The organism is Pseudogulbenkiania sp. NH8B (genome assembly GCF_000283535.1).
Taxonomy (GTDB): domain Bacteria; phylum Pseudomonadota; class Gammaproteobacteria; order Burkholderiales; family Chromobacteriaceae; genus Pseudogulbenkiania; species Pseudogulbenkiania ferrooxidans.
Map to the genome: position 1 here is coordinate 3,568,200 of NC_016002.1, position 23,959 is coordinate 3,592,158.

The window sequence follows — 23,959 nt, forward strand, 5'->3', positions numbered from 1 at the left end:
AATCTCGCCTGACACCCGCCATGGGGTGGAATCAAATAAGGGAAAAATCAGCCGGCATCATCGCATGAAAGCGCGGCCGGAGCCACCGTCAGTCCGCCAGCAGCACGTCGAGCTTGCCGGCGTGCTCGAGCGCAGCCAGATCGTCGAAGCCGCCGACGTGGCTGTCGCCGATGTAGATCTGCGGCACGGTGCGGCGGCCGGTGCGGCTCATCATCTTCTCGCGCTCGGCCGGTTCCAGGTCGACGCGGATTTCGGTGATGCCGGCCACGCCCTTGCGTGCCAGCAGTTGCTTGGCACGGATGCAGTAGGGGCAGACGGCGGTGGTGTACATGGTTACGGGTTTCATCGGGGTTCCACAGGAAGGCTTGGAGGTAGCGGCAAATTATACTCCGGCGGCACGCCGGCGGCGGGATCAAAACGCGTCACCAGGTCACTCACCACCCGGTCCAGCGCCGGCATCAGTTCGGCCGCGCGCGGGCTGTTGACGATGGCGACGATGGCAAGCCGGCGGCCGTCGGCCGCCTGCCAGTAACCGGCCAGGGCGCGTACGCCGTCGAGCGTGCCGGTCTTCAGCCGCAGGCGCGGTCCCAGGTTGGCAAAGCGCTTCTTCAACGTGCCGTCCGCCGCGGCGATCGGCAGGCTGGCCAGGAACTCGCCGGCGTAGGGACCACGCGCCGCGCTCCTTAGCACTTCGCCCAGCAGCCTGGCCGAGACGCGTTCCTGGCGCGACAGCCCTGCGCCGTTCTCCAGCGCCAGCGGTGCGGCGGGAATGCCGGCTTCGGCCAACGTTTCCCGCACGGCGCGCTCGGCGTCGGCCACGGTGTCGCCGCTGCCGCCGGCCACCCGCCCCAGCGTCAGGAAGAGCGCGCGCGCCATGGTGTTGTTGCTGTACTTGTTGATGTCAGCCAAGGCGGCCGGCAAGGGGTCGGAGTCGTGGCTGGCCAGCACACGCGCCTCAGGCGGCGCCGTGCCACGGCCGCTGGCCGCCGGTCCGCGCCCGCCCAGCTCGCGCCACAATGCGGCGAAGGCCTGGGCGGCGTACTGGTCGTGGTCGAGCACGTTGACGTAGCTCTGCGCCCCGTCGCAGCTTCTCGGCAAGGCACCGCTGACGCTGACCTGCTCGTTCTCAACCTGAATGCTGACGACCCGCCGCACGTCGTCGCAAGGGCCCTCGCCGCCGTCGCTCAGGGCGCTGCTCAGACGCACCCCGGCCAACGGCGGATCGAGCGTGACGCGGGCGCCGTTGCCGTCGTTGAAGAAGCGCAACCAGGCCACCTTGAGCCCGGTGAGGTGGGTGTCGGGATCGACCATGAATACGCGCCCGACATCGCCACCGAAATCGCTGGCGCTGCCGATGCGGCTGAAGGCACGCTTGTCGAGCAGCAGCCGGCCCTGGATGCGCTCGATGCCGCGCGCGCGCAAGGTGCGCAGCATGCCCTGCAAGTCACGGTTGGCAAAACGCGGGTCGCCTGAGCCGATCCAGTACAGATCGCCCTGCAGCACACCGTGCCGCAACGGCGCCGCCGACACCAGCTCGCTATGCCAGCGGTAGTCGGGGGTGAGCCGGGTCAGCGCGCTCCAGCCGGTCAACAGCTTCATGGTGGAAGCCGGATTGACGGCCTGCTCGGCGCGGTACGCCTCAAAGACGCCCCTGCCTTCCACCGGCGCCGCCCACAACGCGATGTCGTCGGCCGGGATGCCGTACAGTTCCAGCGCGCTGGCCGGCAGCGTCCAGCAGGCCAGCATCAGCAGCGCCACGGCGCGTAATCGTTTCATCACATCTCCTGCGGGTCGACGTCGAGCGACCAGCGCAAGGCGCGGCCGTGCGCCTTGGCCAGCCGTTCGGCCAACGGGACGAGTCGTTCGAGCAGGGCGTGCAGCGCGGCGCGGCTGCCGCTCTCGAACACCAGTTGGGCGCGCTCGCGGTTGGCGAGACGCACCATCAGCGCCGGCGCCGGGCCGGATACCAGCACGCCGTCGGCGTGCGGCTCGGCCTCGGCGCGCAGCGCGGTCAGGAAGGCGGTGGCCGTGGCGATTTCGTAGGCGTCGGCACGCAGCAGGGCCTGGTACACCGCCGGCGGGAAGCCCGCCATGCGCCGCTCCTCGAGCAGGGTCTGGGCGTAGCCGTCGAAGTCGTGGCGCAGCAGCGCCTGGTACAGCGGGTGCTCCGGCCATTGCGTCTGCACCAGCACCTCGCCCGGCGCCTCGGCGCGGCCGGCGCGGCCGGCCACCTGCATGAGCTGGGCGAACAGTCGCTCGGCGGCGCGGTAGTCGGCGGAGTACAGCCCGCCGTCGGCGTTCAGCACCGTGACCAGCGACAGCGCGCCGAAATCGTGCCCCTTGGCCAGCATCTGCGTGCCCACCAGCACGTCCACCTCGCCGGCGTGCACCTTGCGGTAGACCTCGTCCCAGGCCGCCTTGTGGCGCGTGGTGTCGCGGTCGATGCGCAGCAGGCGCGCTTCCGGCAGCAGCCGCGCCAGCGCCGCCTCCAGGCGCTGCGTGCCCTGTCCCAGCGGCTTGAGGTCGACGTTGCCGCAGTCGGGGCAGACCGGCGGCACCGCTTCCTCCCAGCCGCAGTGGTGGCAGCGCATCTTGCGTTCGGCGAGATGCACCACCAGCTTGGCCGAGCAGCGCGGGCAACCCGACAGCCAGCCACAGTCGGTGCAGGCGACCACCGGGGCGAAGCCGCGCCGGTTGATGAACACCAGACTCATCTCGCCGCGCGCCACGCGCGCCTTGAGCGCGGCGATCACCACTTCGGCCAACCCTTCCACCAGCTTGATCCGACGCGTGTCCACCAGCCGGATCGTCGGCAGCCGCGCCGCGTCGTGGGCGCGTCGGCTCAGGGTCAGGCGCCGGTAACGTCCGGCCGCGACGTTGGCCATGGTCTCCAGGCTGGGCGTGGCGCTGCCCAGCACGATCGGCACCCGCTCCTGACGCGCGCGCCACACCGCCAGGTCGCGAGCGTGGTAGCGCAGGCCGTCCTGCTGCTTGAACGAGCCGTCGTGCTCCTCGTCGACCACGATCAGCCCCAGCCGCGGCAGCGGCGTGAACACCGCCAGCCGGGTACCGATGACGATGCCGGCGCGCCCTTGCCAGGCGTCGACCCAGCCCTTGAGGCGCTCGCCGTCGGCCAGGTGGCTGTGCAGCATCACCACCCGCGTGGCGGGAAAGCGCCCGGTGAAGCGCTCGATCAGCTGCGGCGTCAGGTTGATTTCCGGCACCAGCAACAGCACCTGGCGCCCGGCCGCCAGCACCCGCTCGATCAGGCGCAGGTAGACTTCGGTCTTGCCACTGCCGGTAATACCGTGCAGCACGTAGGGGGCGAAGTCGTCACGCGTTTCCGACAGGGCCTCCAGCGCCCGCTGCTGCTCGTCGTTCAGGCTCGGCGCCGGGGCGACGCGCAGCGGCAGCGCTTCCGGCGCCATGCGCTCAGCCCGGCCCTCCTGCAGCCAGTCGGCCAGGATACGCCCGGCCTGGGCGCTGACACCACGCACCGCCGCGTTGGTCAGCGGGCCGTCCTGCAAGGCCTGCCACAGCGCCCGGCGCGCCTTTTGCCGTGCCGGGGGTTCTTCGGCCAACCCTGCCCCGGTCAGCTGCCACAGGCGCTCGTCCTCGAGCCGTACCGCGCGGTCGGTGCGCAGCGCACCGGGAAGCGCGGTAAACAGGGTCTGGCCGATGGGATGGTGGTAATAGTCGGCGGCGAAGCGCACCATCGCGAGCAGCGTGGCCGGCAGCGGCGGCAACTCGTCGAACAGCTCCTCAACCCGTTTCAGGCGGCCGGTCTCGATACCCTCGGCAGGTATATCGTTGGTAATGAAGCCACACACCCGGCGCGGGCCGAACGGCACCCTGACCCGCTGTCCCGCGCGCAACGGCAGATGGGTCAAGTAGCTGAACGTTCCAAAAAGGGGCACGTCCACGGCCACCTGAACCGCGTACTCCTCCGCCATCATTCGCTCCCCCCGCGCAAACCCTGTTCTGGCAAGGCTTTAAGCCACCTGCCCACAGAAGCTGTGGATAACTTTGTGCACAACTGCCTTGCGGCGATGCCGAATGGCTGATACAGGCCATTGCAGTCAGGTTGCACAAAAATTAATCAAATTATATTTATCAATTAATTCAACGACTTAATTACTTCGCTCCAAGCTGGGTCAAACCCGGCTCACGCCTCATCCGCGGGCCACGCCGGTGTGCATAAGTCATGGAACAACTGTTGGAAACCCTGTCAATCCCTTGACAGCAAAAACCCGAAAAGTAAAACGGCCACTGGAAAACCAATGGCCGCATGGGCATATATACCCCCGGTTGGCTATGACAACGTCTCAACCGTGGTAATGGTAGGGAACCGACAGCCGATGCACCGCCTCGACCAGCACCGCGGCGTGATCGGGGTTCACAAACTGGGAAATGCCGTGCCCCAGGTTGAACACGTGGCCGCTGCCCTGGCCGTAGGAGGACAGGATGCGGCTGACTTCCTTCTCGATGCCCTCCGGGCTGGCAAACAGCACGTTGGGGTCGAGGTTGCCCTGCAGCGCCACCTCGCCGCCGACACGGCGACGGGCATCGGCGATGTCGGTAGTCCAGTCGAGCCCGATGGCGTCAGCACCGATCGTGGCGATGTCTTCCAGCCACTGACCGCCGCCCTTGGTGAACACGATCACCGGCACCCGCCGTCCGTCCGCCTCGCGCTTGAGGCCGGCGATGATCTTCTGCATGTAGGCCAGCGAGAAAGTCTTGTAGGCCGCGTGGGTCAGCGCCCCGCCCCAGGTATCGAAGATCTGCACCGCCTGCGCCCCGGCGTCGATCTGGGCGTTGAGGTAGTCGGTGACGGTACGCGCGTTGATGTCGAGGATGTGATGCAGCAGTTCCGGGCGGCTGTACAGCATCGCCTTGACGTTGCGGAAGTCGTCCGAGCCACCGCCTTCGATCATGTAGCAGGCCAGCGTGAACGGACTGCCGGAGAAGCCGATCAGCGGCACCCGGCCGTCCAGCGCCTTGCGGATGCTGGTCACGGCGTCGAACACGTATTGCAACTTCTCCATCGGCGCCACGGAAAGCGCCTTGATGGCGGCCTCGTCACGCAGCGGGTGCTGGAACTTGGGCCCCTCGCCCTCGGCGAAGTAGAGTCCCAGCCCCATCGCATCCGGCACGGTGAGGATGTCGGAGAACAGGATGGCGGCATCCAGCGGGAAACGCTCCAGCGGCTGCAGCGTCACCTCGGTGGCGAACTCCGGGCTGGTGCACAAGCCCATGAAGCTGCCGGCGCGCGCGCGCGTGGCGCGGTATTCCGGCAGGTAGCGGCCGGCCTGGCGCATCATCCAGATTGGGGTGTATTCAACGGGCTCCTTGAGCAGGGCCCGCAGGAAAGTATCATTCTTGAGCGTGGTCATGATGAATGGCAGTGATTGGTTTCATTTTTCATTATACCCCGCCTTCATCCCTGCCGGCTCGTAGCCGTCGAGCCCGATTTCATACCAGCCCCAGCCAGCCCAGCAAGGCACCCGCGCCCAACAGCCACAACGGATTGAGGCGGCTCTTCCACGCCACCATGGCGGTCGCCCCACACAGCAGCCAGGAAGCCCAGCCGTCGTTGGCGGAACGGCTCAACAGCCAGGCACTGCCCAGCACCAGGCCGATCGTCACCGGCGCCAGCCCGCGTTCGATCACCCGGCGCCACGGCGAGGAACGAAATCGCTGCCACAACCGCGCCACGTAGAAACTCAGCAGCGACGACGGCCCGCACATGCCCAGCGTGCTCACCAGCGCCCCCGGGACGCCCGCCACCTTCCAGCCGATCAGGCTGACCACCAGCACATTGGGCCCGGGCGCGGCCTGGGCGATGGCGAACAGGGCGGCGAACTCCGTTCCGGTCATCCAGCCATTCGACTCCACCACGTAACGGTGGATTTCCGGCAGCAGCGCATTCGCGCCCCCCACCGCCATCAGCGAAAACAGCGAAAACGTCCCCAGCAGCGACAGCAGCACGCTCATGAGCGCCGCTCCCTTGTCCGCCACGCCAGCGCGATCGCCAGCGGTGCCAGCACCAACAGCACCGCCAAGAGCGGCAGGCGCCATAGCCCGACCGCGACCAGGGTGAGCAGCGCGATCGCCAGGCACCAGCCGCGGCGCTCCAGCTTTTCGGCCAACCTCAGTCCCATCGCCACCACCAGCCCGGCCCCCGCCGACGCCAGGCCCGCCAGCACCCCGCGCAAGGCCGGCACGGACTGGTAATGCCCATACAGCGTGGCGAGCGACAGCACGATCACCAAGGGCGCCAGCATCAGCCCGCCCACCGCCGCCAGCGCACCGCTGACACCGTGAAAGCGCGAGCCGACCGCCACCGCCACGTTGACGATATTGGGCCCGGGCAGCACCTGTCCCAGCCCCAGCACCTCGGTGAATTCGGCATCGGACAGCCAACGCCGCTGCATCACCAGCATGCGATGCGCCAGCGGCAGCACGCCGCCGAAGCCGGACAGCCCGACAGAAAAGAAACCGGCAAACAACTCCTGCCGGCGGGGGGTATGCAGAGTGGTATCCATGGCGCAAGGCTACCCCTGCGGCCGGCACGGCACAAACGAGTTTTTATGGCGACGCTGGTGAGATAAACTCAACTGCATGTCCCGTCGCCTCCCCCCGCTCAACGCCCTCAGAGCCTTCGAATCCGCCGCTCGTCTCGGCAGCTTCAGCGCCGCCGCCGAAGCCCTGCATGTGACCCACGGCGCCATCAGCCGCCAGGTGCAGCAACTCGAAGACTGGCTCGGTTTCACCCTGTTCGAGCGGCGCGGCCGCCGCGTCACGCTCAACGCCGCCGGCCAGGCCTACCTGCCGGCGCTGCAGACGGCGTTCGACGGCATTGCCGGCGCCACCGAGGCCCTCACCGCGCGCCGCCAGGGCCGCCGCCTTCAGATCAACGTCACGCCGACGCTCGCCATGCACTGGCTGCTGCCGCGCCTCACCCGCTTCCAGCTGCGCTACCCTGGCGTCGAACTGCGCCTGGCCACCTCCGACGCCGCCATCAACAACCAGAACGCCGACTTCGACATCGCCATCCGCCGCAGTCAGGAGCACTGGCGCGGCTTCGTCGCCCATGCCTTTCTTGCCGAGCGTGAACTGCCGGTGTGCAGCCCGGCGCTGCTCGCACGCCACCCCATCGCCAGCGTGGCCGATCTCGCCCAGCACACCCTGCTGCACTCGGAAACCCGGCCGGTCGCCTGGGAACGCTGGCTCGCCGCCGCCGGGGCACCGGCCCTGCAGCCCGCCGCCACCCAGCATTTCGACCACTACTACCTGGCACTGCAGGCCGCCATCGACGGTCTCGGCGTCACGCTCGGTCCACTGCCGGTGATCGAGGAAGAACTCGCCTCCGGCAAGCTGGTGGCCCCACTGCCGGGACCGGAAGTGGTGGTCAAGGGCTATTGCTGGGTCGTGCCGCAAAGCCTGGTGGGAGACGAACTGGTGTCGGCCTTTTGTGCCTGGCTGGAGGAAGAGGCCACCGGCAGCGAGTGAGCCGAGCGGCGCCCTCCCATCAGCGCCGCAGCGCAGGCATGCAGACCGGCAGGGGCTACCGCGTCTGGTAATTCCAATACGCCCAAACGGCATTGGCCGCCAGCCCGTTACCAGGCTGGCGGCCAACTCGCGTCTTGCCGATCCTGCCGGCCAGCGCCGGACTTAAACGTCGGCCTCGACCTCGTTACCCTTGGCCTCCATCCAGCCGCGCCGGCTCGCCGCCTCGCCCTTGCCCATCAGCATGGTGAACATGCGGCGCGTGTCGGCCTCGGCCTCGGGCCGCACCCTCACCTGGGTCAGGCGGCGCGTGTCCGGGTGCATGGTGGTGTCCTTGAGCTGCTCCGGGTTCATCTCGCCCAACCCCTTGAAGCGGCTGATGCTCCAGGCGTTCTCGCGCACGCCTTCGCTGCGCAGACGGTCGAGGATGGCCTCCAGCTCGCCCTCGTCCAGCGCGTACAGCTTCTTCGGGGGACGGTGCTTGCCCTGCCCCGGCACGTCGACGCGGAATAGGGGCGGCTGCGCGATGCAGATATGGCCGTTGGCCAAGAGCGCCGAGAAGTGGCGGTAGAACAGCGTCAGCAACAGCACCTGGATGTGCGAGCCGTCGACGTCGGCGTCCGACAGGATGGCGATCTTGCCGTAGCGCAGCCCCGACAAATCAGCCTTCTCGCCCGGCGCATGCGGGTCGACGCCGATCGCCACCGAGATGTCATGAATCTCGGCGTTGGAGAACAGCTGATCGCGGTCGGTCTCCCAGCTGTTGAGCACCTTGCCGCGCAACGGCAGGATGGCCTGGTATTCCTTGTCGCGCGCCAGCTTGGCCGAACCGCCAGCCGAATCGCCCTCGACCAGGAACAGTTCGTTGCGCTCGATGTCCTCGCTCTCGCAGTCGGTCAGCTTGCCCGGCAACACCGCCACGCCGGAGCCCTTCTTCTTCTCGACCTTCTTCACCGACTTCAGACGCGACTGCGCCTGGCGGATCGCCAGCTCGGCGATCTTCTTGCCGGCTTCGATGTGCTGGTTCAGCCACAATTCCACCGGGTCGCGAGCCAGGCCCGAGATCAGCTTCAGCGCATCCCGGCTGGTCAGCTTCTCCTTGGTCTGCCCCTGGAACTGTGGATCGAGCACGCGTGCCGACAGCACGAAACGCACCCGGCTCCATACATCCTCAGCCATCAGCTTGACGCCGCGCGGCAGCAGGTTGTGGTGATCGACGAAGCTCTTCACCGCGTCGAATACCCCGGCGCGCAGGCCCGCCTCGTGCGTCCCCCCGGACGGGGTTGGGATCAGGTTGACGTAGCTCTCGCCGCCGGCACCATCCTCGAACCAGGCCAGTGCCCACTGCACCCCCTCGCCCTTGGCGAACTGCTCGTGGTCGTCGCCGATATAGGCCTCGCCGGAGAACAGCGGTGCCACCGGTTCGTCACCGTTGCACAGCTCCGCCAGATAACTCTTCAGTCCCTGCGGATACTGCCACACCTTGACCTCGTCGCCGCTCGGGCGTTCGATGGTCAAGGTCACTGCCACCCCGGGCAGCAGCACCGCCTTGGCACGCAACAGCCGCTCCAGCTCGGGCAGCGAATAGCGCGGACTCTCGAAATACTTCCCATCCGGCCATACCCGTACCCGCGTGCCCCCGGTACGCGCGCCGCAATCGCCAACGCGAGCCAGCGGCTCGATCACGTCACCGCCGGCGAACGCCATGCGGTACACCCCGCCCTCACGCTTGACCTCGACCTCGAGCCGCGTCGACAGCGCATTGGTCACCGACACACCGACACCGTGCAAGCCGCCGGAAAACGCGTAGGCGCCGCCATCCTTCTTGTTGAACTTGCCACCCGCATGCAGCCGGGTGAACACCAGTTCCACTACCGGCACCCCTTCCTGTGGATGCAGGCCCACGGGGATACCGCGCCCGTCGTCCTCCACGGACAGCGAGCCGTCCTGGTGCAGTGTCACCGCGATCTTGCGCGCGAAGCCGCCCAAGGCCTCGTCGGCGGCGTTGTCGATCACCTCCTGGCAGATGTGGGTCGGGTCGGTCGTCCGGGTATACATGCCCGGACGCTCCTTCACCGGCTCCAGTCCCTTGAGGACCCGGACCGAGGATTCGTCGTACTGTTGAGTCATAGCGTGTCAATGGTTAACGCGCTCAGTCGGCCGATCTGGCGTTCGTGAACGCGGGCAAAAAACAATTGGGAAACGAGAGCACCGCACAGCGCCAGGAACATGTCCCACTGGGTATCCCATGGATCGCCCTGCGTCGCCAGGAAGGCATCGGCGGCGGCGCCGATGGCCAGCGCGGTCCACCACTCCACCAGCTCGTAACAGGCGGACAGCGCCATGCAGAAGCACACCACCATAAATGTCAGCCAGCTCCCCTGCAGCGGAGTCTGCCGGCGCAGCACCTCGCGCGCCAGTATGGCCGGGAAAAACCCCTGGGCCAGGTGGCCGATGCGGTCATATTGATTACGGGAAAAATCGAACAGCTCCTGCAGCCAGAAGCCGAGCGGGGTGAGCGCATAGGTATAGTGCGCCCCTACCAGCAACACCATGGCGTGCAGCGACATAGCCCATACCGCCAGCGGGCTCCAGGGAAAACGCGGCCACAGCCACCAGATCAGCGGCAAGCCCAGCACGGCCGGAATCGCCTCCAGCCACCAGGTCGCCGCATCGTGCGCACCTAACGCCGACCACAGCACGACCATGCCCACCAGCCCGAAAGGCAACCAGGGACGAGGCAGAGCCGTGGTTATCGGCATGCGCATCAGCTCTCGTCGGTCTTTTCCGGTGCCGAATGGCGGCGCTGCAGGTAGGCCTCGTAGCTTTCCATCCCCCGCAGAAAGCGGGACAACTCACCCAGGGCACGCTGGTAGACATCGCGTTTGAACTCGATCACCAGATCGACCGGCGCCCAATAATCGTTCCAGCGCCAGCCGTCGAACTCGGGGTGGTTGGTCGCCCTCAGGCAAACATCACAATCGCGACCGACCAGCTTCAGCAAAAACCAGATCTGCTTCTGGCCCTTGTAGCTGCCGCGCCATTCGCGCCGCACCCAGTTGGTCGGAACGTCGTAGCGCAGCCAGTCGCGCGTACGGCCGAGAATTTTGACATGTTGTGGCAAGAGGCCGACCTCTTCGAGCAGCTCACGGTACATCGCCGCTTCCGGACTCTCACCAGGCTTGATGCCCCCTTGCGGAAACTGCCACGAGTGCTCGCGCACGCGCTTGCCCCAGAACACCTCGTTACGGGCGTTGATGAGGATGATTCCGACATTGGGGCGGTATCCGTCCCGGTCCAGCATGGAGAAACCTGCAATTCGTCTAGTTAGTCGAATTTTTGCACATTTCGTCAACCCATGCCATTCGGCCTTCCGTCCAAAGAGGGCTCCGCCCTCGCTGACAAGGAGTGGCGCGCGCTCCGTCGGCCCAAGCGGTGAACATGTCCGACGCCCTCGTCCAATCCGTGCCCGGCCCGAGACAAAGGTCTTGCCCGTGCCCGGCAGAGCAGGTTAAATGACAGACTGCTGATCAGCGGAACTATGATGAACCGTTGATCTATACAACCGTTTTACCGACACGGCAATCCAGGTGTCGGCTCGTGCCTACTTGACTCAAGATCGTAACCCCCGTCGAAGGAGTTTCCTATGAAACGTAAGGCTGTCATTCTTGTTGCCAGTGCTCTGGCTACGGCCGCCTCGGCCAGCCATGCCGCCAGCAGCGTGCTGAACATCTACAACTGGTCCGACTACATCGCCGAAGACACCATTCCCAATTTCCAGAAGCAGACCGGCATCAAGGTGCGCTACGACGTCTATGACAGTAACGAAATCCTTCAGGCCAAGATGCTCACCGGCAAATCGGGTTACGACATCGTAGTTCCCACCAACCAATTCCTCGCCAAGCAGATTCAGGCCGGCATCTACCAGCCGATCGACAAATCCAAGCTGAGCAATTACAAAGAGCTGGACCCTGAACTGCTCAAGCTCATGACCAAGTTCGACCCGGACAACAAGTACGCGGTGCCCTACTTCTGGGGGGTCAACACCATCGGCATCAACACCGACAAGGTCACCAAGGCACTGGGCGGCAAACTCCCGGAAAAACAGTGGGACATCCTGTTCAAGAAGGAAAACGTTTCCAAGCTCAAATCCTGCGGCGTCAGCGTGCTGGACTCGCCGGGCGAAGTGTTCCCGATGGTGCTGAAATACCTCGGCAAGGACCCCGCCAGCAAGAATGAGGCCGACTACAAGGAAGCCGCAGCCCTGCTGAAAACCATCCGCCCCTACATCACCCGCTTCTCCTCCTCCGGCTACATCAATGAATTGGCCGGCGGCAACCTGTGCCTGGTCTACGGCTACGGAGGCGACCTCAATATCGCCCGCGTGCGTGCCGAAGAAGCCAAGAACAAGGTCAAGATTACCCCGCTGGTACCGAAGGAAGGCGTCGCCATCTGGGTCGATAGCATGGTCATCCCGAAAGATGCCAAGAACGTCGACAGCGCCTACAAGTTTATCGACTACAACATGAGCGCCAAGGTAGCGGCTGCCAACGCCAACACCGTGAACTATGCACCGGGCAGCCTGGCGGCACGCAAGTTCATCAAGAAGGAAAACCTCAGCAACCCGTCGATTTTCCCGACTCCTCAAGACATTCAGCACAGTTTCGTAATGCTGCCGATGGATCCGAAATTGCAGCGCCTGACCACCCGTCTGTGGCAGGAAATCAAGACCCAGAAGTAACCTTCGGGCTGGCATGGCGTCACCAAGGCCGGTAATCCGGCCTTTTTTCTTGCCGTCTGCAGAGGGGGAATCAGAAGCCAGCGCCGCCCCCAAGCACCGCCTTGCCGGTAAAACGGCGGAGGCCAGGGATGCATTCCGCCGGCGCAAAGCAAAAAGCCCAGCTCGGATGAGCTGGGCTTTCATGAGGGGAGTCTGGCGGTGTCCTACTTTCACACGGCAAGGCCGCACTATCATCGGCGCTAAGGCGTTTCACGGTCCTGTTCGGGATGGGAAGGGGTGGGACCACCTCGCTAAGGCCGCCAGACATAAACTGTCAACAAACGGGAAGAAGCCTGGAAGCCTCTCAGCTTCCATTTCGAATTGGGTAATCGATCGTACGTCGCACTCTATTCACCGCGTGGCCCAAGCCACTCAAATGATAGGATCAAGCCTCACGAGCAATTAGTATCGGTTAGCTTCACGCCTCACAGCGCTTCCACACCCGACCTATCAACGTCCTGGTCTCGAACGACTCTTCAGGAGGGTCAAGCCCTCAGGGAAGTCTCATCTTCAGGCGAGTTTCCCGCTTAGATGCTTTCAGCGGTTATCTCTTCCGAACTTAGCTACCCGGCAATGCCACTGGCGTGACAACCGGTACACCAGAGGTTCGTCCACTCCGGTCCTCTCGTACTAGGAGCAGCCCCCGTCAAACTTCCAACGCCCACTGCAGATAGGGACCAAACTGTCTCACGACGTTTTGAACCCAGCTCACGTACCACTTTAAATGGCGAACAGCCATACCCTTGGGACCGGCTACAGCCCCAGGATGTGATGAGCCGACATCGAGGTGCCAAACTCCGCCGTCGATGTGAACTCTTGGGCGGAATCAGCCTGTTATCCCCGGAGTACCTTTTATCCGTTGAGCGATGGCCCTTCCATTCAGAACCACCGGATCACTATGTCCTGCTTTCGCACCTGCTCGACTTGTCGGTCTCGCAGTTAAGCCACCTTATGCCATTGCACTATCAGCACGATTTCCGACCGTACCTAGGTGACCTTCGAACTCCTCCGTTACACTTTGGGAGGAGACCGCCCCAGTCAAACTGCCTACCATGCACTGTCCCCGATCCGGATCACGGACCAAGGTTAGAACCTCAAACACACCAGGGTGGTATTTCAAGGACGGCTCCACTGAAACTAGCGTCTCAGCTTCATAGCCTCCCACCTATCCTACACAAGTCTGTTCAAAGTCCAATGCAAAGCTACAGTAAAGGTTCACGGGGTCTTTCCGTCTAGCAGCGGGGAGATTGCATCTTCACAAACATTTCAACTTCGCTGAGTCTCAGGAGGAGACAGTGTGGCCATCGTTACGCCATTCGTGCGGGTCGGAACTTACCCGACAAGGAATTTCGCTACCTTAGGACCGTTATAGTTACGGCCGCCGTTTACCGGGGCTTCGATCAAGAGCTTGCACCCCATCACTTAACCTTCCGGCACCGGGCAGGCGTCACACCGTATACGTCCACTTTCGTGTTGGCACAGTGCTGTGTTTTTGATAAACAGTCGCAGCCACCGATTCTCTGCGACCTCTCGAGGCTTCAGACGCGAGGTCCTACACCTTAAGAGGCATACCTTCTCCCGAAGTTACGGTATCAATTTGCCGAGTTCCTTCTCCTGAGTTCTCTCAAGCGCCTTAGAATTTTCATCCTGCCCACCTGTGTCGGTTTGCGGTACGGTTCTCGTATAGCTGAAGCTTAGTGGCTTTTCCTGGAAGCGTGGTATCAGTCACTTCGGTTCCGTAGAACCTCGTTATCACGTCTCGGTGTTAACAAAGGAGCGGATTTGCCTACTCCTTCCACCTACCGGCTTGAACCAGGGCATCCAACACCTGGCTGACCTAACCTTCTCCGTCCCCACATCGCACTATACGAAAGTACGGGAATATTGACCCGTTTCCCATCGACTACGCTTTTCAGCCTCGCCTTAGGGGCCGACTCACCCTACGCCGATGAACGTTGCGTAGGAAACCTTGGGCTTTCGGCGAGCGGGCTTTTCACCCGCTTTATCGCTACTCATGTCAGCATTCGCACTTCTGATATCTCCAGCATGCCTTACGACACACCTTCACAGACCTACAGAACGCTCCCCTACCATCTGCACTTGCGTGCAAATCCGCGGCTTCGGTTATCAGTTTGAGCCCCGTTACATCTTCCGCGCAGGACGACTCGACCAGTGAGCTATTACGCTTTCTTTAAATGATGGCTGCTTCTAAGCCAACATCCTGGCTGTCTAGGCCTTCCCACTTCGTTTACCACTTAACTGATCATTTGGGACCTTAGCCGGCGGTCTGGGTTGTTTCCCTCTTGACGATGGACGTTAGCACCCACCGTCTGTCTCCCATGCTCGCACTTTCCGGTATTCAGAGTTTGCCATGGTTTGGTAAATCGCAATGACCCCCTAGCCATAACAGTGCTTTACCCCCGGAAGTGATACATGAGGCACTACCTAAATAGTTTTCGGGGAGAACCAGCTATCTCCGAGTTTGTTTAGCCTTTCACCCCTATCCACAGCTCATCCCCTAGTTTTGCAACACTAGTGGGTTCGGACCTCCAGTGCGTGTTACCGCACCTTCATCCTGGCCATGGATAGATCACTCGGTTTCGGGTCTACGCCCAGCAACTAAAGCGCCCTATTCGGACTCGGTTTCCCTACGCCTCCCCTATTCGGTTAAGCTCGCTACTGAACGTAAGTCGCTGACCCATTATACAAAAGGTACGCAGTCACCCCTTGCGAGGCTCCCACTGTTTGTATGCATCCGGTTTCAGGTTCTATTTCACTCCCCTCCCGGGGTTCTTTTCGCCTTTCCCTCACGGTACTGGTTCACTATCGGTCGATCACGAGTATTTAGCCTTGGAGGATGGTCCCCCCATCTTCAGACAGGATTTCGCGTGTCCCGCCCTACTTCTCGTACGCCTAGTCCTTGGAATGCGTTTTCGTGTACGGGGCTATCACCCACTATGGCGGCCATTTCCAGGGCCTTCCACTAACACAATCCATAACACGTACAGGCTGTTCCGCGTTCGCTCGCCACTACTGACGGAATCTCGGTTGATTTCTATTCCTGCGGGTACTTAGATGTTTCAGTTCTCCGCGTTCGCTCTACCTTGCCTATGTGTTCAGCAAGGAGTACCTATTGCTAGGTGGGTTTCCCCATTCGGATATCTCCGGATCATCGCTCTATTGCCAGCTCCCCGAAGCTTTTCGCAGGCTTACACGTCCTTCATCGCCTGTGATCGCCAAGGCATCCACCAGATGCACTTAGTCGCTTGACCCTATCATTTCAGTAACCTGGGTTGATCTTGCGATCAATCCGGCACGTCCACGACAGTGAATGTTTGTGCGACGTACCACACCGCCCCTTTTGATATGGCGACATGGCACAGATACAATCAAATTACCCAAAGTCAGCAAGTCACTCGATGAAGAGTTAACTTCATCTCATTTCTCGCCGTCTTGTTAATTCGGCTTCTTCAGTTTGTTAAAGATCGGGCGTTTTTGCTGCGCCGCTTGCGCGGCACGCGAACAACGCAAACAGAACCAAACTCACCGAGTTCGTTTTTGTTTGCACTGTCGATTGGTGGAGGATGACGGGATCGAACCGACGACCCCCTGCTTGCAAAGCAGGTGCTCTCCCAACTGAGCTAATCCCCCAACAGGTCAAATGGTGGGTCTGGTTGGACTCGAACCAACGACCCCCGCCTTATCAAGACGGTGCTCTAACCAGCTGAGCTACAAACCCAGTTGCCTTCGTCGATCCGCTTTCGCAAACCAACTATGCCCTTAACGCGAATAACCGATAGGCTGTGAGTACTCGACTCGGCCCTTCTCTAGAAAGGAGGTGATCCAGCCGCAGGTTCCCCTACGGCTACCTTGTTACGACTTCACCCCAGTCATGAAGCATACCGTGGTAACCGGACTCCCGAAGGTTATCCTAGCCACTTCTGGTATCCCCCACTCCCATGGTGTGACGGGCGGTGTGTACAAGACCCGGGAACGTATTCACCGCAGCATGCTGATCTGCGATTACTAGCGATTCCGACTTCACGCACTCGAGTTGCAGAGTGCGATCCGGACTACGATCGGTTTTATGAGATTGGCTCCACCTCGCGGCTTGGCGACCCTCTGTACCGACCATTGTATGACGTGTGAAGCCCTGCTCATAAGGGCCATGAGGACTTGACGTCATCCCCACCTTCCTCCGGTTTGTCACCGGCAGTCTCATTAGAGTGCCCAACTAAATGATGGCAACTAATGACAAGGGTTGCGCTCGTTGCGGGACTTAACCCAACATCTCACGACACGAGCTGACGACAGCCATGCAGCACCTGTGTTCCGGCTCCCTTTCGGGCACCCTCGCGTCTCTGCGAGGTTCCGGACATGTCAAGAGCAGGTAAGGTTTTTCGCGTTGCATCGAATTAATCCACATCATCCACCGCTTGTGCGGGTCCCCGTCAATTCCTTTGAGTTTTAACCTTGCGGCCGTACTCCCCAGGCGGTCAATTTCACGCGTTAGCTACGCTACCAAGGATTCAAACCCCCAACAGCTAATTGACATCGTTTAGGGCGTGGACTACCAGGGTATCTAATCCTGTTTGCTCCCCACGCTTTCGTGCATGAGCGTCAGTGTCATCCCAGGGGGCTGCCTTCGCCATCGGTATTCCTCCACATCTCTACGCATTTCACTGCTACACGTGGAATTCTACCCCCCTCTGACGCACTCTAGCTGTGCAGTCTCCAATGCCGTTCCCAGGTTGAGCCCGGGGCTTTCACATCAGACTTACACAACCGCCTGCGCACGCTTTACGCCCAGTAATTCCGATTAACGCTTGCACCCTACGTATTACCGCGGCTGCTGGCACGTAGTTAGCCGGTGCTTATTCTTCCGGTACTCTCAGCTCCAGTGGATATTAGCCACCGGCATTTGCTCCCGGACAAAAGTCCTTTACAACCCGAAGGCCTTCTTCAGACACGCGGCATGGCTGGATCAGGCTTGCGCCCATTGTCCAAAATTCCCCACTGCTGCCTCCCGTAGGAGTCTGGGCCGTGTCTCAGTCCCAGTGTGGCGGATCATCCTCTCAGACCCGCTACTGATCGTCGCCTTGGTGAGCCTTTACCCCACCAACTAGCTAATCAGACGTCGGCCGCTCGAATAACGCAAGGTCTTACGATCCCCTGCTTTCCTCCTCGGAGCGTATGCGGTATTAGCACAGCTTTCGCTGCGTTATCCCCCATTACTCGGTGCGTTCCGACGCATTACTCACCCGTTCGCCACTCGTCAGCGGGCCGAAGCCCCTGTTACCGTTCGACTTGCATGTGTAAAGCATGCCGCCAGCGTTCAATCTGAGCCAGGATCAAACTCTTCAGTTCAATCTCATAGCAATTTTTGGCACGCAAGATCAAAGAAATATCAGGTATTTCCTGTCTTGCAGTGCAAGTGTCGGCTTTGCCGAGCACTCACACCTATCGGTTATTCTGTTTGTTAAAGAGCGGGGCTGACTGCGTCGTTTCCGTCGCTGCGTCAGCTGAGGAGGCGAACTATACGCCCCGACCCCCTCCCCGTCAACGCCTTTTTGCTGAAAAATCACGAAAAACCGGCACGAAGGCCGCAAACTATTGATACACAAGCGAAACCCATCCGAAAACAAAAAGGGTTGGCCGAAGCCAACCCTGCTTTTCTACATCAGTGGACCGCTCATGCACGGTGCTGCAGTCGATAACAGACGTGGATTTTCTTGTTGCGGAAGTCTTCCGGCACCGACTGGGCGCTGATATCGCGCACGTCGTAACTCTCGGCCAGCCTTGGATCGAGTGCGAACGAGCGCAGGTTGTTGGAGAAGTACAGCGTGCCCCCCGGCGCGAGCAGCACCATGGCATCGTCGATCAGACGCACGTGGTCGCGCTGGACGTCGAGGATGTCGAGCATCTTCTTGGAGTTGGAGAAGGTCGGCGGGTCCATGACGATAAGGTCGAACTGTTTGCGCTGGTAGATGGCGTCGTCGAGGTACTGGAACACGTCGGCACGCACCAGCTGGTGACGGTTGAGATCCAGGCCGTTGAGTTCGAAGTTGCGGCGTGACCAGTCCTGGTAGGTGTTGGACAGGTCGACCGTTTCCGAACTGATCGCACCGCCGGCACCGGCGTAGACGGTGAAGCTGCCGGTGTAGGCGAACAGGTTAAGGAAACGCTTGCCGGCGGCTTCTTCGCGCACGCGCTTGCGGGTGTTGCGATGGTCGATGAACAAGCCGGTGTCGAGATAGGCCTCGAGGTTGACGATGAAACGTTGGCCGAACTCTTCGATTAGGAAGTCGTCGCCCAGCTCGCCGAGCTTTTCGTACTGGCTTTCGCCCTTTTGACGGCGACGGGTCTTGAGCGCGATGTGCTCACGCGCCACGCCGGTGACCTGCCGGATGGCGTCCAGGCAGGCGTCGAGCCAGACTTCGCGCTCGCTGTCGTCCATTTCCCAGCCGGTATCGTATTCCTGCACGTGGACACGCTGGCCGTAGATATCCACCGCCAGCGGGAACTGCGGCACGTCGCGGTCATAGGCGCGCCAGGCTTCGATGCCCTGGCGGCGAGCCCATTTGGCGTAATGCTTGAAATTCTTGCCGAGTCGATTGGCGAACGGTGTCACATCCACCATGGCGCTATCCTTGTTCTGACCGGCCTGGAGCCGGAGTCCATCAAAAAAGCAAAACGCGCCAGTTTCGGACTCTGACGCGCGGGGTGTTTCGGCCAGGCGGATGGCCGAGCGGGAGATATTATGACTCGTTATGGCTTGTGGTGCATTTCCACCAGCTTGAGACAGACCGGTTCCGGCAGGTATTGGCGGATGACCAGTTCCCAGCCTTGCGGCCCGACCAGTCCCTTGACCATGGTGGAGGAGACTTCGGCGTATTCACGCGGCGGCAGCAGGAAGATGGTGGTGATGTCCGGGTGCAGGTCGGTATTGATGTAGCGCATGGTGCGCTCGTACTCGTAGTCGCTGGCGGTACGGATGCCGCGGATGATGTAGTTCGCGCCGACCGACTGAGCGTAATTGACCAGAAACTGGTTCTCGAAGACTTCGACACGCAGATTGGGAAATTCCTGCGTGACGGCCAGCAGCATCTCGAGGCGTTCTTCGACACTGAAGCTGCAGTGCTTGTCCGGATTGACGCCAATGGCGACGATCACTTCGTCAAACAGCTCGACGGCCTTGCGAATGATCCACAGATGTCCATTGGTGACCGGGTCGAAACTCCCGGCGTACACGGCTCGCTTCAATTTGCGCTTTCCTGTTTTAATCGTCTGCACCATGGTCGAATCTATCCTGCAAAACGGGCAAGGTAAAGTTATTTTTGCTGCATAGCAAAAAACCCCGCCTCAAGCGGGGTTTCAGGCCGGGCGCTGGTTTCAGTCTATCAAACGTTGATTTCCTCCGCGCGATGACACGCCACCAGATGACCTTCCACCGGGCGCAATGGCGGCACCTCGCTGCGGCAGCGTTCGACGGCGTGCGGACAGCGCTTGTGGAAGGCGCAGCCGGTCGGCGGATTGAGCGGGCTCGGCAGCTCGCCGACGATCTTGATCTTGGCGTGCCGATCTTCCGGGCGGATCGACGGCGTGGCCGACAACAGCGCCTGGGTGTACGGGTGCAGCGGCCGCGAGTAGATCTGCTCCTTGCTGCCGCTTTCCACCGCGCGCCCGAGGTACATCACCATCACGTCGTCGGCGACGTGCTCGACCACCGCGAGGTTGTGCGAGACGAACACGTAGGCAGTCTTGAACTCGTCCTGCAGGTCCATGAACAGGTTGAGCACCTGCGCCTGGATCGACACGTCGAGCGCCGAGGTCGGCTCGTCGGCGATGACGATCCTGGGGTTGAGCATCATCGCGCGGGCGATGGCGATACGCTGGCGCTGGCCGCCGGAGAACATGTGCGGGTAGCGGTAATAGTGCTCCGGGCGCAGGCCGACCTTGGCCATCATGGCGCGCACCTTGGCCTGGCGCTCGGCCGCCGACAACGCGGTATTGATCAGCAACGGTTCGGCCAACTGGTCGCCGATTTTCTGGCGCGGGTTGAGCGAGGCGTACGGGTTCTGGAACACCATCTGCACCCGGGTGCGCATGGTTTTCAGGGCGGCACGGTCGGCCTTGGCGGCATCGACGCCGTCAAGCAGCAGCGAACCGGAGGTCGGCGGCTCGATCAGGGTCAGCTGGCGCGCCAGCGTGGACTTGCCGCAGCCGGACTCGCCCACTACGGCCAGCGTCTTGCCCGCCTGGAGCGAGAACGAGACGCCGTTGAGCGCCTTGACGGTGGCGGCGGGTTTGAGGAAGCCCTGCGACACGTCGTAATAGCGGGTCAGCTCCCGCGCTTCGAGAACGGTAGTCATCGGGACTCCTTGTCAGACAGCGGAAAATGGCAACGCACGGCGCCCTGAGGCAGCGGGGTCAACGCCGGCCGCTCGACGCGGCAACGCTCCTGCACGTACGGGCAGCGCGGCGACAGCAGACAGCCCGACGGCCGGTCGTACTGCCCCGGCACGATGCCCGGCAGCGTGGAGAGGCGGTGCGCGCCCTTGCTGTGTTCCGGGATCGACTTCAGCAGCGCTTCGGTATACGGATGGGAGGGGTGACGGAAAATGTCCGGCACCTGGCCCATTTCCGCCACCTGGCCGGCGTACATCACCGCCAGACGCTGCGCCACCTCGGCCACCACGGCCAGGTCGTGGGTGATGAGGATCAGCGCCATGTTCTGGCTTTGCTGCAGGCTGACCAGCAGCTCCATGATCTGCGCCTGGATGGTGACGTCGAGCGCGGTGGTCGGCTCGTCGGCGATCAGCAGCTTGGGATTGCAGGCGATGGCCATGGCGATGGCCACGCGCTGGCTCATGCCACCGGAGAGCTGGTGCGGGTAGGCGGAGAGGCGGCTCGCCGCCGCCGGGATTTCCACCATTTCCATCAGCTCCAGCGCACGCGCCTTGAGCGCCGCGCCGCGCAGCCCCTGGTGCAGCTTGAGCACCTCCATGATCTGGTAGCCGACGGTGAAGCTCGGGTTGAGCGCCGTCATCGGGTCCTGGAAGATCATCGAGATGTCCTTGCCGACGATCTTGCGCCGCGCGCGCGCGCTGATGGTGAGCAGGTTCTTGCCGTCGAACTGCAGCTGGTCGGCGACGATGCGGCCCTGTCCTTCCAGGAGGCCCATCATCGCCATCATCGTCACCGACTTGCCGGAACCGGATTCGCCGACGATGCCCACGATCTCGCCCTGATCAACGGTGAGATCCAGCCCTTCCACGGCGCGGAAGGGATTTTTGTCCGAACCGAACTCGACCGAGAGGTTCTTGATTTGCAACAGACTCATGTATTTCCCCTTACGCGGCGCGCTTCAGTTTCGGGTCGAGCGCATCGCGCAGGCCGTCGCCCATCAGGTTGATGGCCAGGACCGACAGCAGGATGGTGAGGCCCGGCAGGGTCACCACCCACCAGGCGCGTTCGATGTAGTCGCGCGCCGAGGCCAGCATGGTGCCCCACTCCGGGGTCGGCGGCTGCACGCCGAGACCGAGGAAGCCCAGCGCGGCGGCTTCGAGAATGGCCGAGGAGAAGCTCATGGTGGCATGCACGATCAGTGGCGCCATGCAGTTGGGCAACACGCAGACGAACATCAGCCGGACCAGGCCGGCACCGGCCACGCGCGAGGCGGTGACGTAGTCGCGGTTGAGTTCGGTCATCGCCGAGGCGCGGGTGAGGCGAACATAGGCCGGCAGCGCCACGATGGCGATGGCGATCATGGTATTGATCAGGCCCGGGCCGAGGATGGCGACAATGGCCACTGCCAGCAGCAGGGCCGGCAGCGCCATCATGATGTCCATCAAGCGCATAATCAGGCTGCCCAGCACTTTGGGGAAGAAGGCGGCGATCAGGCCGAGGATCACCCCGGGCACCATCGCCATCACCACCGAAGTCAGGCCGATCAGCAGCGACAGGCGCGCGCCGTGAATCAGCCGCGACAGCAGGTCGCGCCCCAGTTCGTCGGTGCCGAACAGGAAGCGGCTGGACCCGCCATCCAACCAGGCCGGCGGCGTGAGGATGGCGTCGCGGTACTGTTCGATCGGGTTGTACGGCGCGAGCCAGGGCGCCAAGAGCGCGCTGAGCGTGATCGCGAGCATAAACACCAGCCCGGCCACGGCGCCCTTGTTATGGGAGAAGCCCTGCCAGAATTCTTTCAATGGCGAGGGGTACGACAGCGCCACATCGTCGGCGGCGGTCGCAACGGGAGAAGCTTGTACGTTGGCCATGACGGCTCCTGAGCGGTTACTTGGCATGACGGATGCGCGGGTTGGCGATGCCGTAGAGAATGTCCACGATGAAGTTCACCAGGATCACCAGCGTGGCGACCATGAGGATGCCGTTTTGCACCACCGGGTAGTCACGTCGGCTGATGGCGTCGATCAACCACTTGCCGATGCCGGGCCAGGAGAAGATGGTTTCGGTCAGGACCGCGCCGCCCATCAGCGTCCCCACCTGCAGCCCCATCACCGTCAACACCGGGATCATGGCGTTGCGCAGGGTATGGATGAAGATCACCCGCGCCGGCGACAGCCCCTTGGCGCGCGCGGTGCGGACATAGTCCTCACGCAGCACTTCCAGCATCGAGGAGCGGGTCATGCGGGCGATCACCGCGAGCGGGATGGTGCCCAGCACGATGGCGGGCAGGATCAGGTGCTTCAGCGCATCCTTGAAGGCGCCGGCGTTGAGCGAAGGGTCGGCAGCTTCGGCCAACCAGGCGTCGATCAGCATGAAGCCGGTGCGCGGCGCGATGTCGAAAGCCAGGTCGAGCCGGCCCGACACCGGGGTCCAGCCGAGCTTGACCGAGAAGAACATGATGAGGATCAGGCCCCACCAGAAGATCGGCATCGAGAATCCGGTCAGGGCGAGCCCCATGACGCCGTGATCGAAGATCGAGCCGCGCTTGATGGCGGCGATCACGCCGGCCAAGAGGCCGAACACGGCGGCGAACAGCATGGCCATCACGGCCAGTTCCAGCGTGGCCGGGAACAGCGTGGTGAATTCCTTCCACACGCTGTCCTTGGTCACCAGCGACTCGCCCAGGTGGCCGGTCGCCAGGTTATGCAGGTAATCGACGTATTGCAGGTAGATCGGCTTGTCGAGGCCCAGGCGATGCATGGCGTCGGCATGCATCTGCGGGTCGAGGGTACGCTCGCCCACCATGACTTCCACCGGATCACCGGGGATCAGGCGGATCAGGCCGAAGGTGATCAGCGTGATGCCGAAAAACGTCGGCAGCAGCAGACCCAGGCGCCTCAGAATGAATGAAAACATAGTGAAACATCTCCCACGCTCAGTGCACGCAGCGATAAGGCGCACTGTTGGTCGACCCCGGGTAAGGGATCATGCCAAGCGAAAGATGGAGGAAGAACCGCGGGAGAAGAGAGAAGGAGGCGCCGGACGATAACGTTGCAACTGAACCACCCACCCACATCAGCTACTCATTACCGTCACGGCAAGAGAACGATAACATCGCGCTGGCGCGAGGGTATTGATATAGGTCAAGAAGCGACGAAGATGCATCCGGCCGCGGTCATTTTCCCGGCCCCAGTCGGCCTTTCCACCATCCGCTCAACGGCCCCGATCTGCTGCGGGTCATGCCCTTTGCATGGACGGAACCGT

Annotated in this window: 17 protein-coding genes, 2 tRNA genes and 3 rRNA genes; 2 read left to right on the top strand and 20 right to left on the bottom strand. The window is 62.4% G+C overall.

The features are described 5' to 3' along the window. Positions 1–88: 88 nt before the first annotated feature. The 6 genes from grxC to NH8B_RS16535 form a co-directional block, all read right to left on the bottom strand. Complete coding sequence (grxC, locus tag NH8B_RS16510) at positions 89–346, bottom strand: glutaredoxin 3 (RefSeq protein WP_008954847.1); 258 nt, start codon at positions 344–346, stop codon at positions 89–91. After that, a complete protein-coding gene (gene dacB / locus NH8B_RS16515) occupies positions 343–1,776 on the bottom strand; it encodes a D-alanyl-D-alanine carboxypeptidase/D-alanyl-D-alanine endopeptidase (RefSeq protein ID WP_014088271.1) in 1,434 nt (477 codons plus the stop codon). Before dacB ends, grxC begins: the two co-directional genes overlap by 4 nt. Then, positions 1,776–3,953: a primosomal protein N' gene (locus tag NH8B_RS16520; RefSeq protein WP_041703080.1), complete on the bottom strand. Its 2,178-nt coding sequence runs from the start codon at positions 3,951–3,953 to the stop codon at positions 1,776–1,778. Before NH8B_RS16520 ends, dacB begins: the two co-directional genes overlap by 1 nt. Positions 3,954–4,325: 372 nt before the next feature. Continuing rightward, complete coding sequence (gene hemE, locus NH8B_RS16525) at positions 4,326–5,393, bottom strand: uroporphyrinogen decarboxylase (protein ID WP_014088273.1); 1,068 nt, start codon at positions 5,391–5,393, stop codon at positions 4,326–4,328. A gap of 79 nt (positions 5,394–5,472) precedes the next feature. After that, positions 5,473–5,994 (bottom strand): chromate transporter, encoded by a 522-nt coding sequence (locus NH8B_RS16530; protein ID WP_014088274.1) that lies wholly within the window; start codon positions 5,992–5,994, stop codon positions 5,473–5,475. Then, positions 5,991–6,545 carry a chromate transporter gene (locus NH8B_RS16535; protein WP_014088275.1) on the bottom strand — a complete coding sequence of 185 codons (555 nt, stop codon included), beginning with the start codon at positions 6,543–6,545 and terminating at the stop codon, positions 5,991–5,993. Before NH8B_RS16535 ends, NH8B_RS16530 begins: the two co-directional genes overlap by 4 nt. Positions 6,546–6,621: 76 nt before the next feature. Between NH8B_RS16535 and gcvA the strand changes: the two genes are divergently transcribed. Beyond that, complete coding sequence (gene gcvA, locus NH8B_RS16540) at positions 6,622–7,512, top strand: transcriptional regulator GcvA (RefSeq protein ID WP_014088276.1); 891 nt, start codon at positions 6,622–6,624, stop codon at positions 7,510–7,512. A gap of 162 nt (positions 7,513–7,674) precedes the next feature. On the opposite strand, the gene parE is transcribed toward gcvA, so the two are convergent. From parE to NH8B_RS16555, 3 genes are read right to left on the bottom strand one after another with little or no spacing between them, the layout of a single operon-like run. Then, positions 7,675–9,639, bottom strand: coding sequence for a DNA topoisomerase IV subunit B (parE, locus tag NH8B_RS16545; protein WP_014088277.1), 1,965 nt, complete (start codon positions 9,637–9,639; stop codon positions 7,675–7,677). Next, positions 9,636–10,277 carry a DUF2238 domain-containing protein gene (locus tag NH8B_RS16550; RefSeq protein WP_014088278.1) on the bottom strand — a complete coding sequence of 214 codons (642 nt, stop codon included), beginning with the start codon at positions 10,275–10,277 and terminating at the stop codon, positions 9,636–9,638. The genes parE and NH8B_RS16550 overlap by 4 nt, the downstream gene beginning before the upstream one ends. Then, positions 10,277–10,813 carry an RNA pyrophosphohydrolase gene (locus NH8B_RS16555; protein WP_014088279.1) on the bottom strand — a complete coding sequence of 179 codons (537 nt, stop codon included), beginning with the start codon at positions 10,811–10,813 and terminating at the stop codon, positions 10,277–10,279. Before NH8B_RS16555 ends, NH8B_RS16550 begins: the two co-directional genes overlap by 1 nt. A 342-nt stretch (positions 10,814–11,155) precedes the next feature. On the opposite strand from NH8B_RS16555, the gene NH8B_RS16560 reads away from it, so the two are divergent. Further along, on the top strand, positions 11,156–12,250 hold the full coding sequence (locus NH8B_RS16560) for a polyamine ABC transporter substrate-binding protein (protein WP_014088280.1): 1,095 nt from the start codon (positions 11,156–11,158) through the stop codon (positions 12,248–12,250). Positions 12,251–12,440: 190 nt separating this feature from the next. Here NH8B_RS16560 and rrf read toward each other — a convergent pair. From rrf to NH8B_RS16615, 11 genes are all read right to left on the bottom strand, one after another. Beyond that, positions 12,441–12,554: ribosomal RNA gene (rrf, locus tag NH8B_RS16565) — 5S ribosomal RNA — on the bottom strand. A gap of 116 nt (positions 12,555–12,670) precedes the next feature. Then, positions 12,671–15,561: ribosomal RNA gene (locus tag NH8B_RS16570) — 23S ribosomal RNA — on the bottom strand. 303 nt (positions 15,562–15,864) lie between these two features. Then, positions 15,865–15,940, bottom strand: a tRNA-Ala gene (locus NH8B_RS16575). A gap of 11 nt (positions 15,941–15,951) precedes the next feature. Continuing rightward, a tRNA-Ile gene (locus tag NH8B_RS16580) sits at positions 15,952–16,028 on the bottom strand. 92 nt (positions 16,029–16,120) lie between these two features. Then, a 16S ribosomal RNA gene (locus NH8B_RS16585) occupies positions 16,121–17,656 on the bottom strand. Together the 16S, 23S and 5S rRNA genes with 2 tRNA genes alongside form the textbook arrangement of a ribosomal RNA operon. Positions 17,657–17,981: 325 nt before the next feature. Beyond that, complete coding sequence (locus NH8B_RS16590) at positions 17,982–18,929, bottom strand: class I SAM-dependent methyltransferase (RefSeq protein ID WP_014088281.1); 948 nt, start codon at positions 18,927–18,929, stop codon at positions 17,982–17,984. Between the two features lie 128 nt (positions 18,930–19,057). Then, positions 19,058–19,585 (bottom strand): pantetheine-phosphate adenylyltransferase, encoded by a 528-nt coding sequence (gene coaD / locus NH8B_RS16595; protein ID WP_014088282.1) that lies wholly within the window; start codon positions 19,583–19,585, stop codon positions 19,058–19,060. 104 nt (positions 19,586–19,689) lie between these two features. Then, a complete protein-coding gene (locus NH8B_RS16600) occupies positions 19,690–20,661 on the bottom strand; it encodes a peptide ABC transporter ATP-binding protein (protein ID WP_014088283.1) in 972 nt (323 codons plus the stop codon). Continuing rightward, positions 20,658–21,632 (bottom strand): ABC transporter ATP-binding protein, encoded by a 975-nt coding sequence (locus NH8B_RS16605; protein WP_014088284.1) that lies wholly within the window; start codon positions 21,630–21,632, stop codon positions 20,658–20,660. Before NH8B_RS16605 ends, NH8B_RS16600 begins: the two co-directional genes overlap by 4 nt. A gap of 10 nt (positions 21,633–21,642) precedes the next feature. Beyond that, the gene (locus NH8B_RS16610) at positions 21,643–22,566 is read right to left on the bottom strand and encodes an ABC transporter permease subunit (RefSeq protein WP_014088285.1); all 924 of its coding nucleotides are present in this window, start codon (positions 22,564–22,566) and stop codon (positions 21,643–21,645) included. A 16-nt stretch (positions 22,567–22,582) separates the two neighbouring features. Beyond that, a complete protein-coding gene (locus NH8B_RS16615; RefSeq protein ID WP_008952572.1) occupies positions 22,583–23,611 on the bottom strand; it encodes an ABC transporter permease subunit in 1,029 nt (342 codons plus the stop codon). Positions 23,612–23,959: the final 348 nt, after the last annotated feature.

Excerpts from the sequence above, each read along its gene's own strand:
- NH8B_RS16550 (WP_014088278.1), bottom strand. The coding sequence starts at position 10,277 with ATGCGCATGCCGATAACCACGGCTCTGCCTCGTCCCTGGTTGCCTTTC.
- NH8B_RS16615 (WP_008952572.1), bottom strand. The coding sequence starts at position 23,611 with ATGTTTTCATTCATTCTGAGGCGCCTGGGTCTGCTGCTGCCGACGTTT.
- gcvA (WP_014088276.1), top strand. The coding sequence starts at position 6,622 with ATGTCCCGTCGCCTCCCCCCGCTCAACGCCCTCAGAGCCTTCGAATCC.
- NH8B_RS16530 (WP_014088274.1), bottom strand. The coding sequence starts at position 5,994 with ATGAGCGTGCTGCTGTCGCTGCTGGGGACGTTTTCGCTGTTTTCGCTG.
- NH8B_RS16520 (WP_041703080.1), bottom strand. The coding sequence starts at position 3,953 with ATGGCGGAGGAGTACGCGGTTCAGGTGGCCGTGGACGTGCCCCTTTTT.
- NH8B_RS16535 (WP_014088275.1), bottom strand. The coding sequence starts at position 6,545 with ATGGATACCACTCTGCATACCCCCCGCCGGCAGGAGTTGTTTGCCGGT.
- coaD (WP_014088282.1), bottom strand. The coding sequence starts at position 19,585 with ATGGTGCAGACGATTAAAACAGGAAAGCGCAAATTGAAGCGAGCCGTG.
- NH8B_RS16610 (WP_014088285.1), bottom strand. The coding sequence starts at position 22,566 with ATGGCCAACGTACAAGCTTCTCCCGTTGCGACCGCCGCCGACGATGTG.
- NH8B_RS16560 (WP_014088280.1), top strand. The coding sequence starts at position 11,156 with ATGAAACGTAAGGCTGTCATTCTTGTTGCCAGTGCTCTGGCTACGGCC.
- grxC (WP_008954847.1), bottom strand. The coding sequence starts at position 346 with ATGAAACCCGTAACCATGTACACCACCGCCGTCTGCCCCTACTGCATC.
- parE (WP_014088277.1), bottom strand. The coding sequence starts at position 9,639 with ATGACTCAACAGTACGACGAATCCTCGGTCCGGGTCCTCAAGGGACTG.
- NH8B_RS16555 (WP_014088279.1), bottom strand. The coding sequence starts at position 10,813 with ATGCTGGACCGGGACGGATACCGCCCCAATGTCGGAATCATCCTCATC.
- dacB (WP_014088271.1), bottom strand. The coding sequence starts at position 1,776 with ATGAAACGATTACGCGCCGTGGCGCTGCTGATGCTGGCCTGCTGGACG.
- NH8B_RS16590 (WP_014088281.1), bottom strand. The coding sequence starts at position 18,929 with ATGGTGGATGTGACACCGTTCGCCAATCGACTCGGCAAGAATTTCAAG.
- NH8B_RS16600 (WP_014088283.1), bottom strand. The coding sequence starts at position 20,661 with ATGACTACCGTTCTCGAAGCGCGGGAGCTGACCCGCTATTACGACGTG.
- hemE (WP_014088273.1), bottom strand. The coding sequence starts at position 5,393 with ATGACCACGCTCAAGAATGATACTTTCCTGCGGGCCCTGCTCAAGGAG.
- NH8B_RS16605 (WP_014088284.1), bottom strand. The coding sequence starts at position 21,632 with ATGAGTCTGTTGCAAATCAAGAACCTCTCGGTCGAGTTCGGTTCGGAC.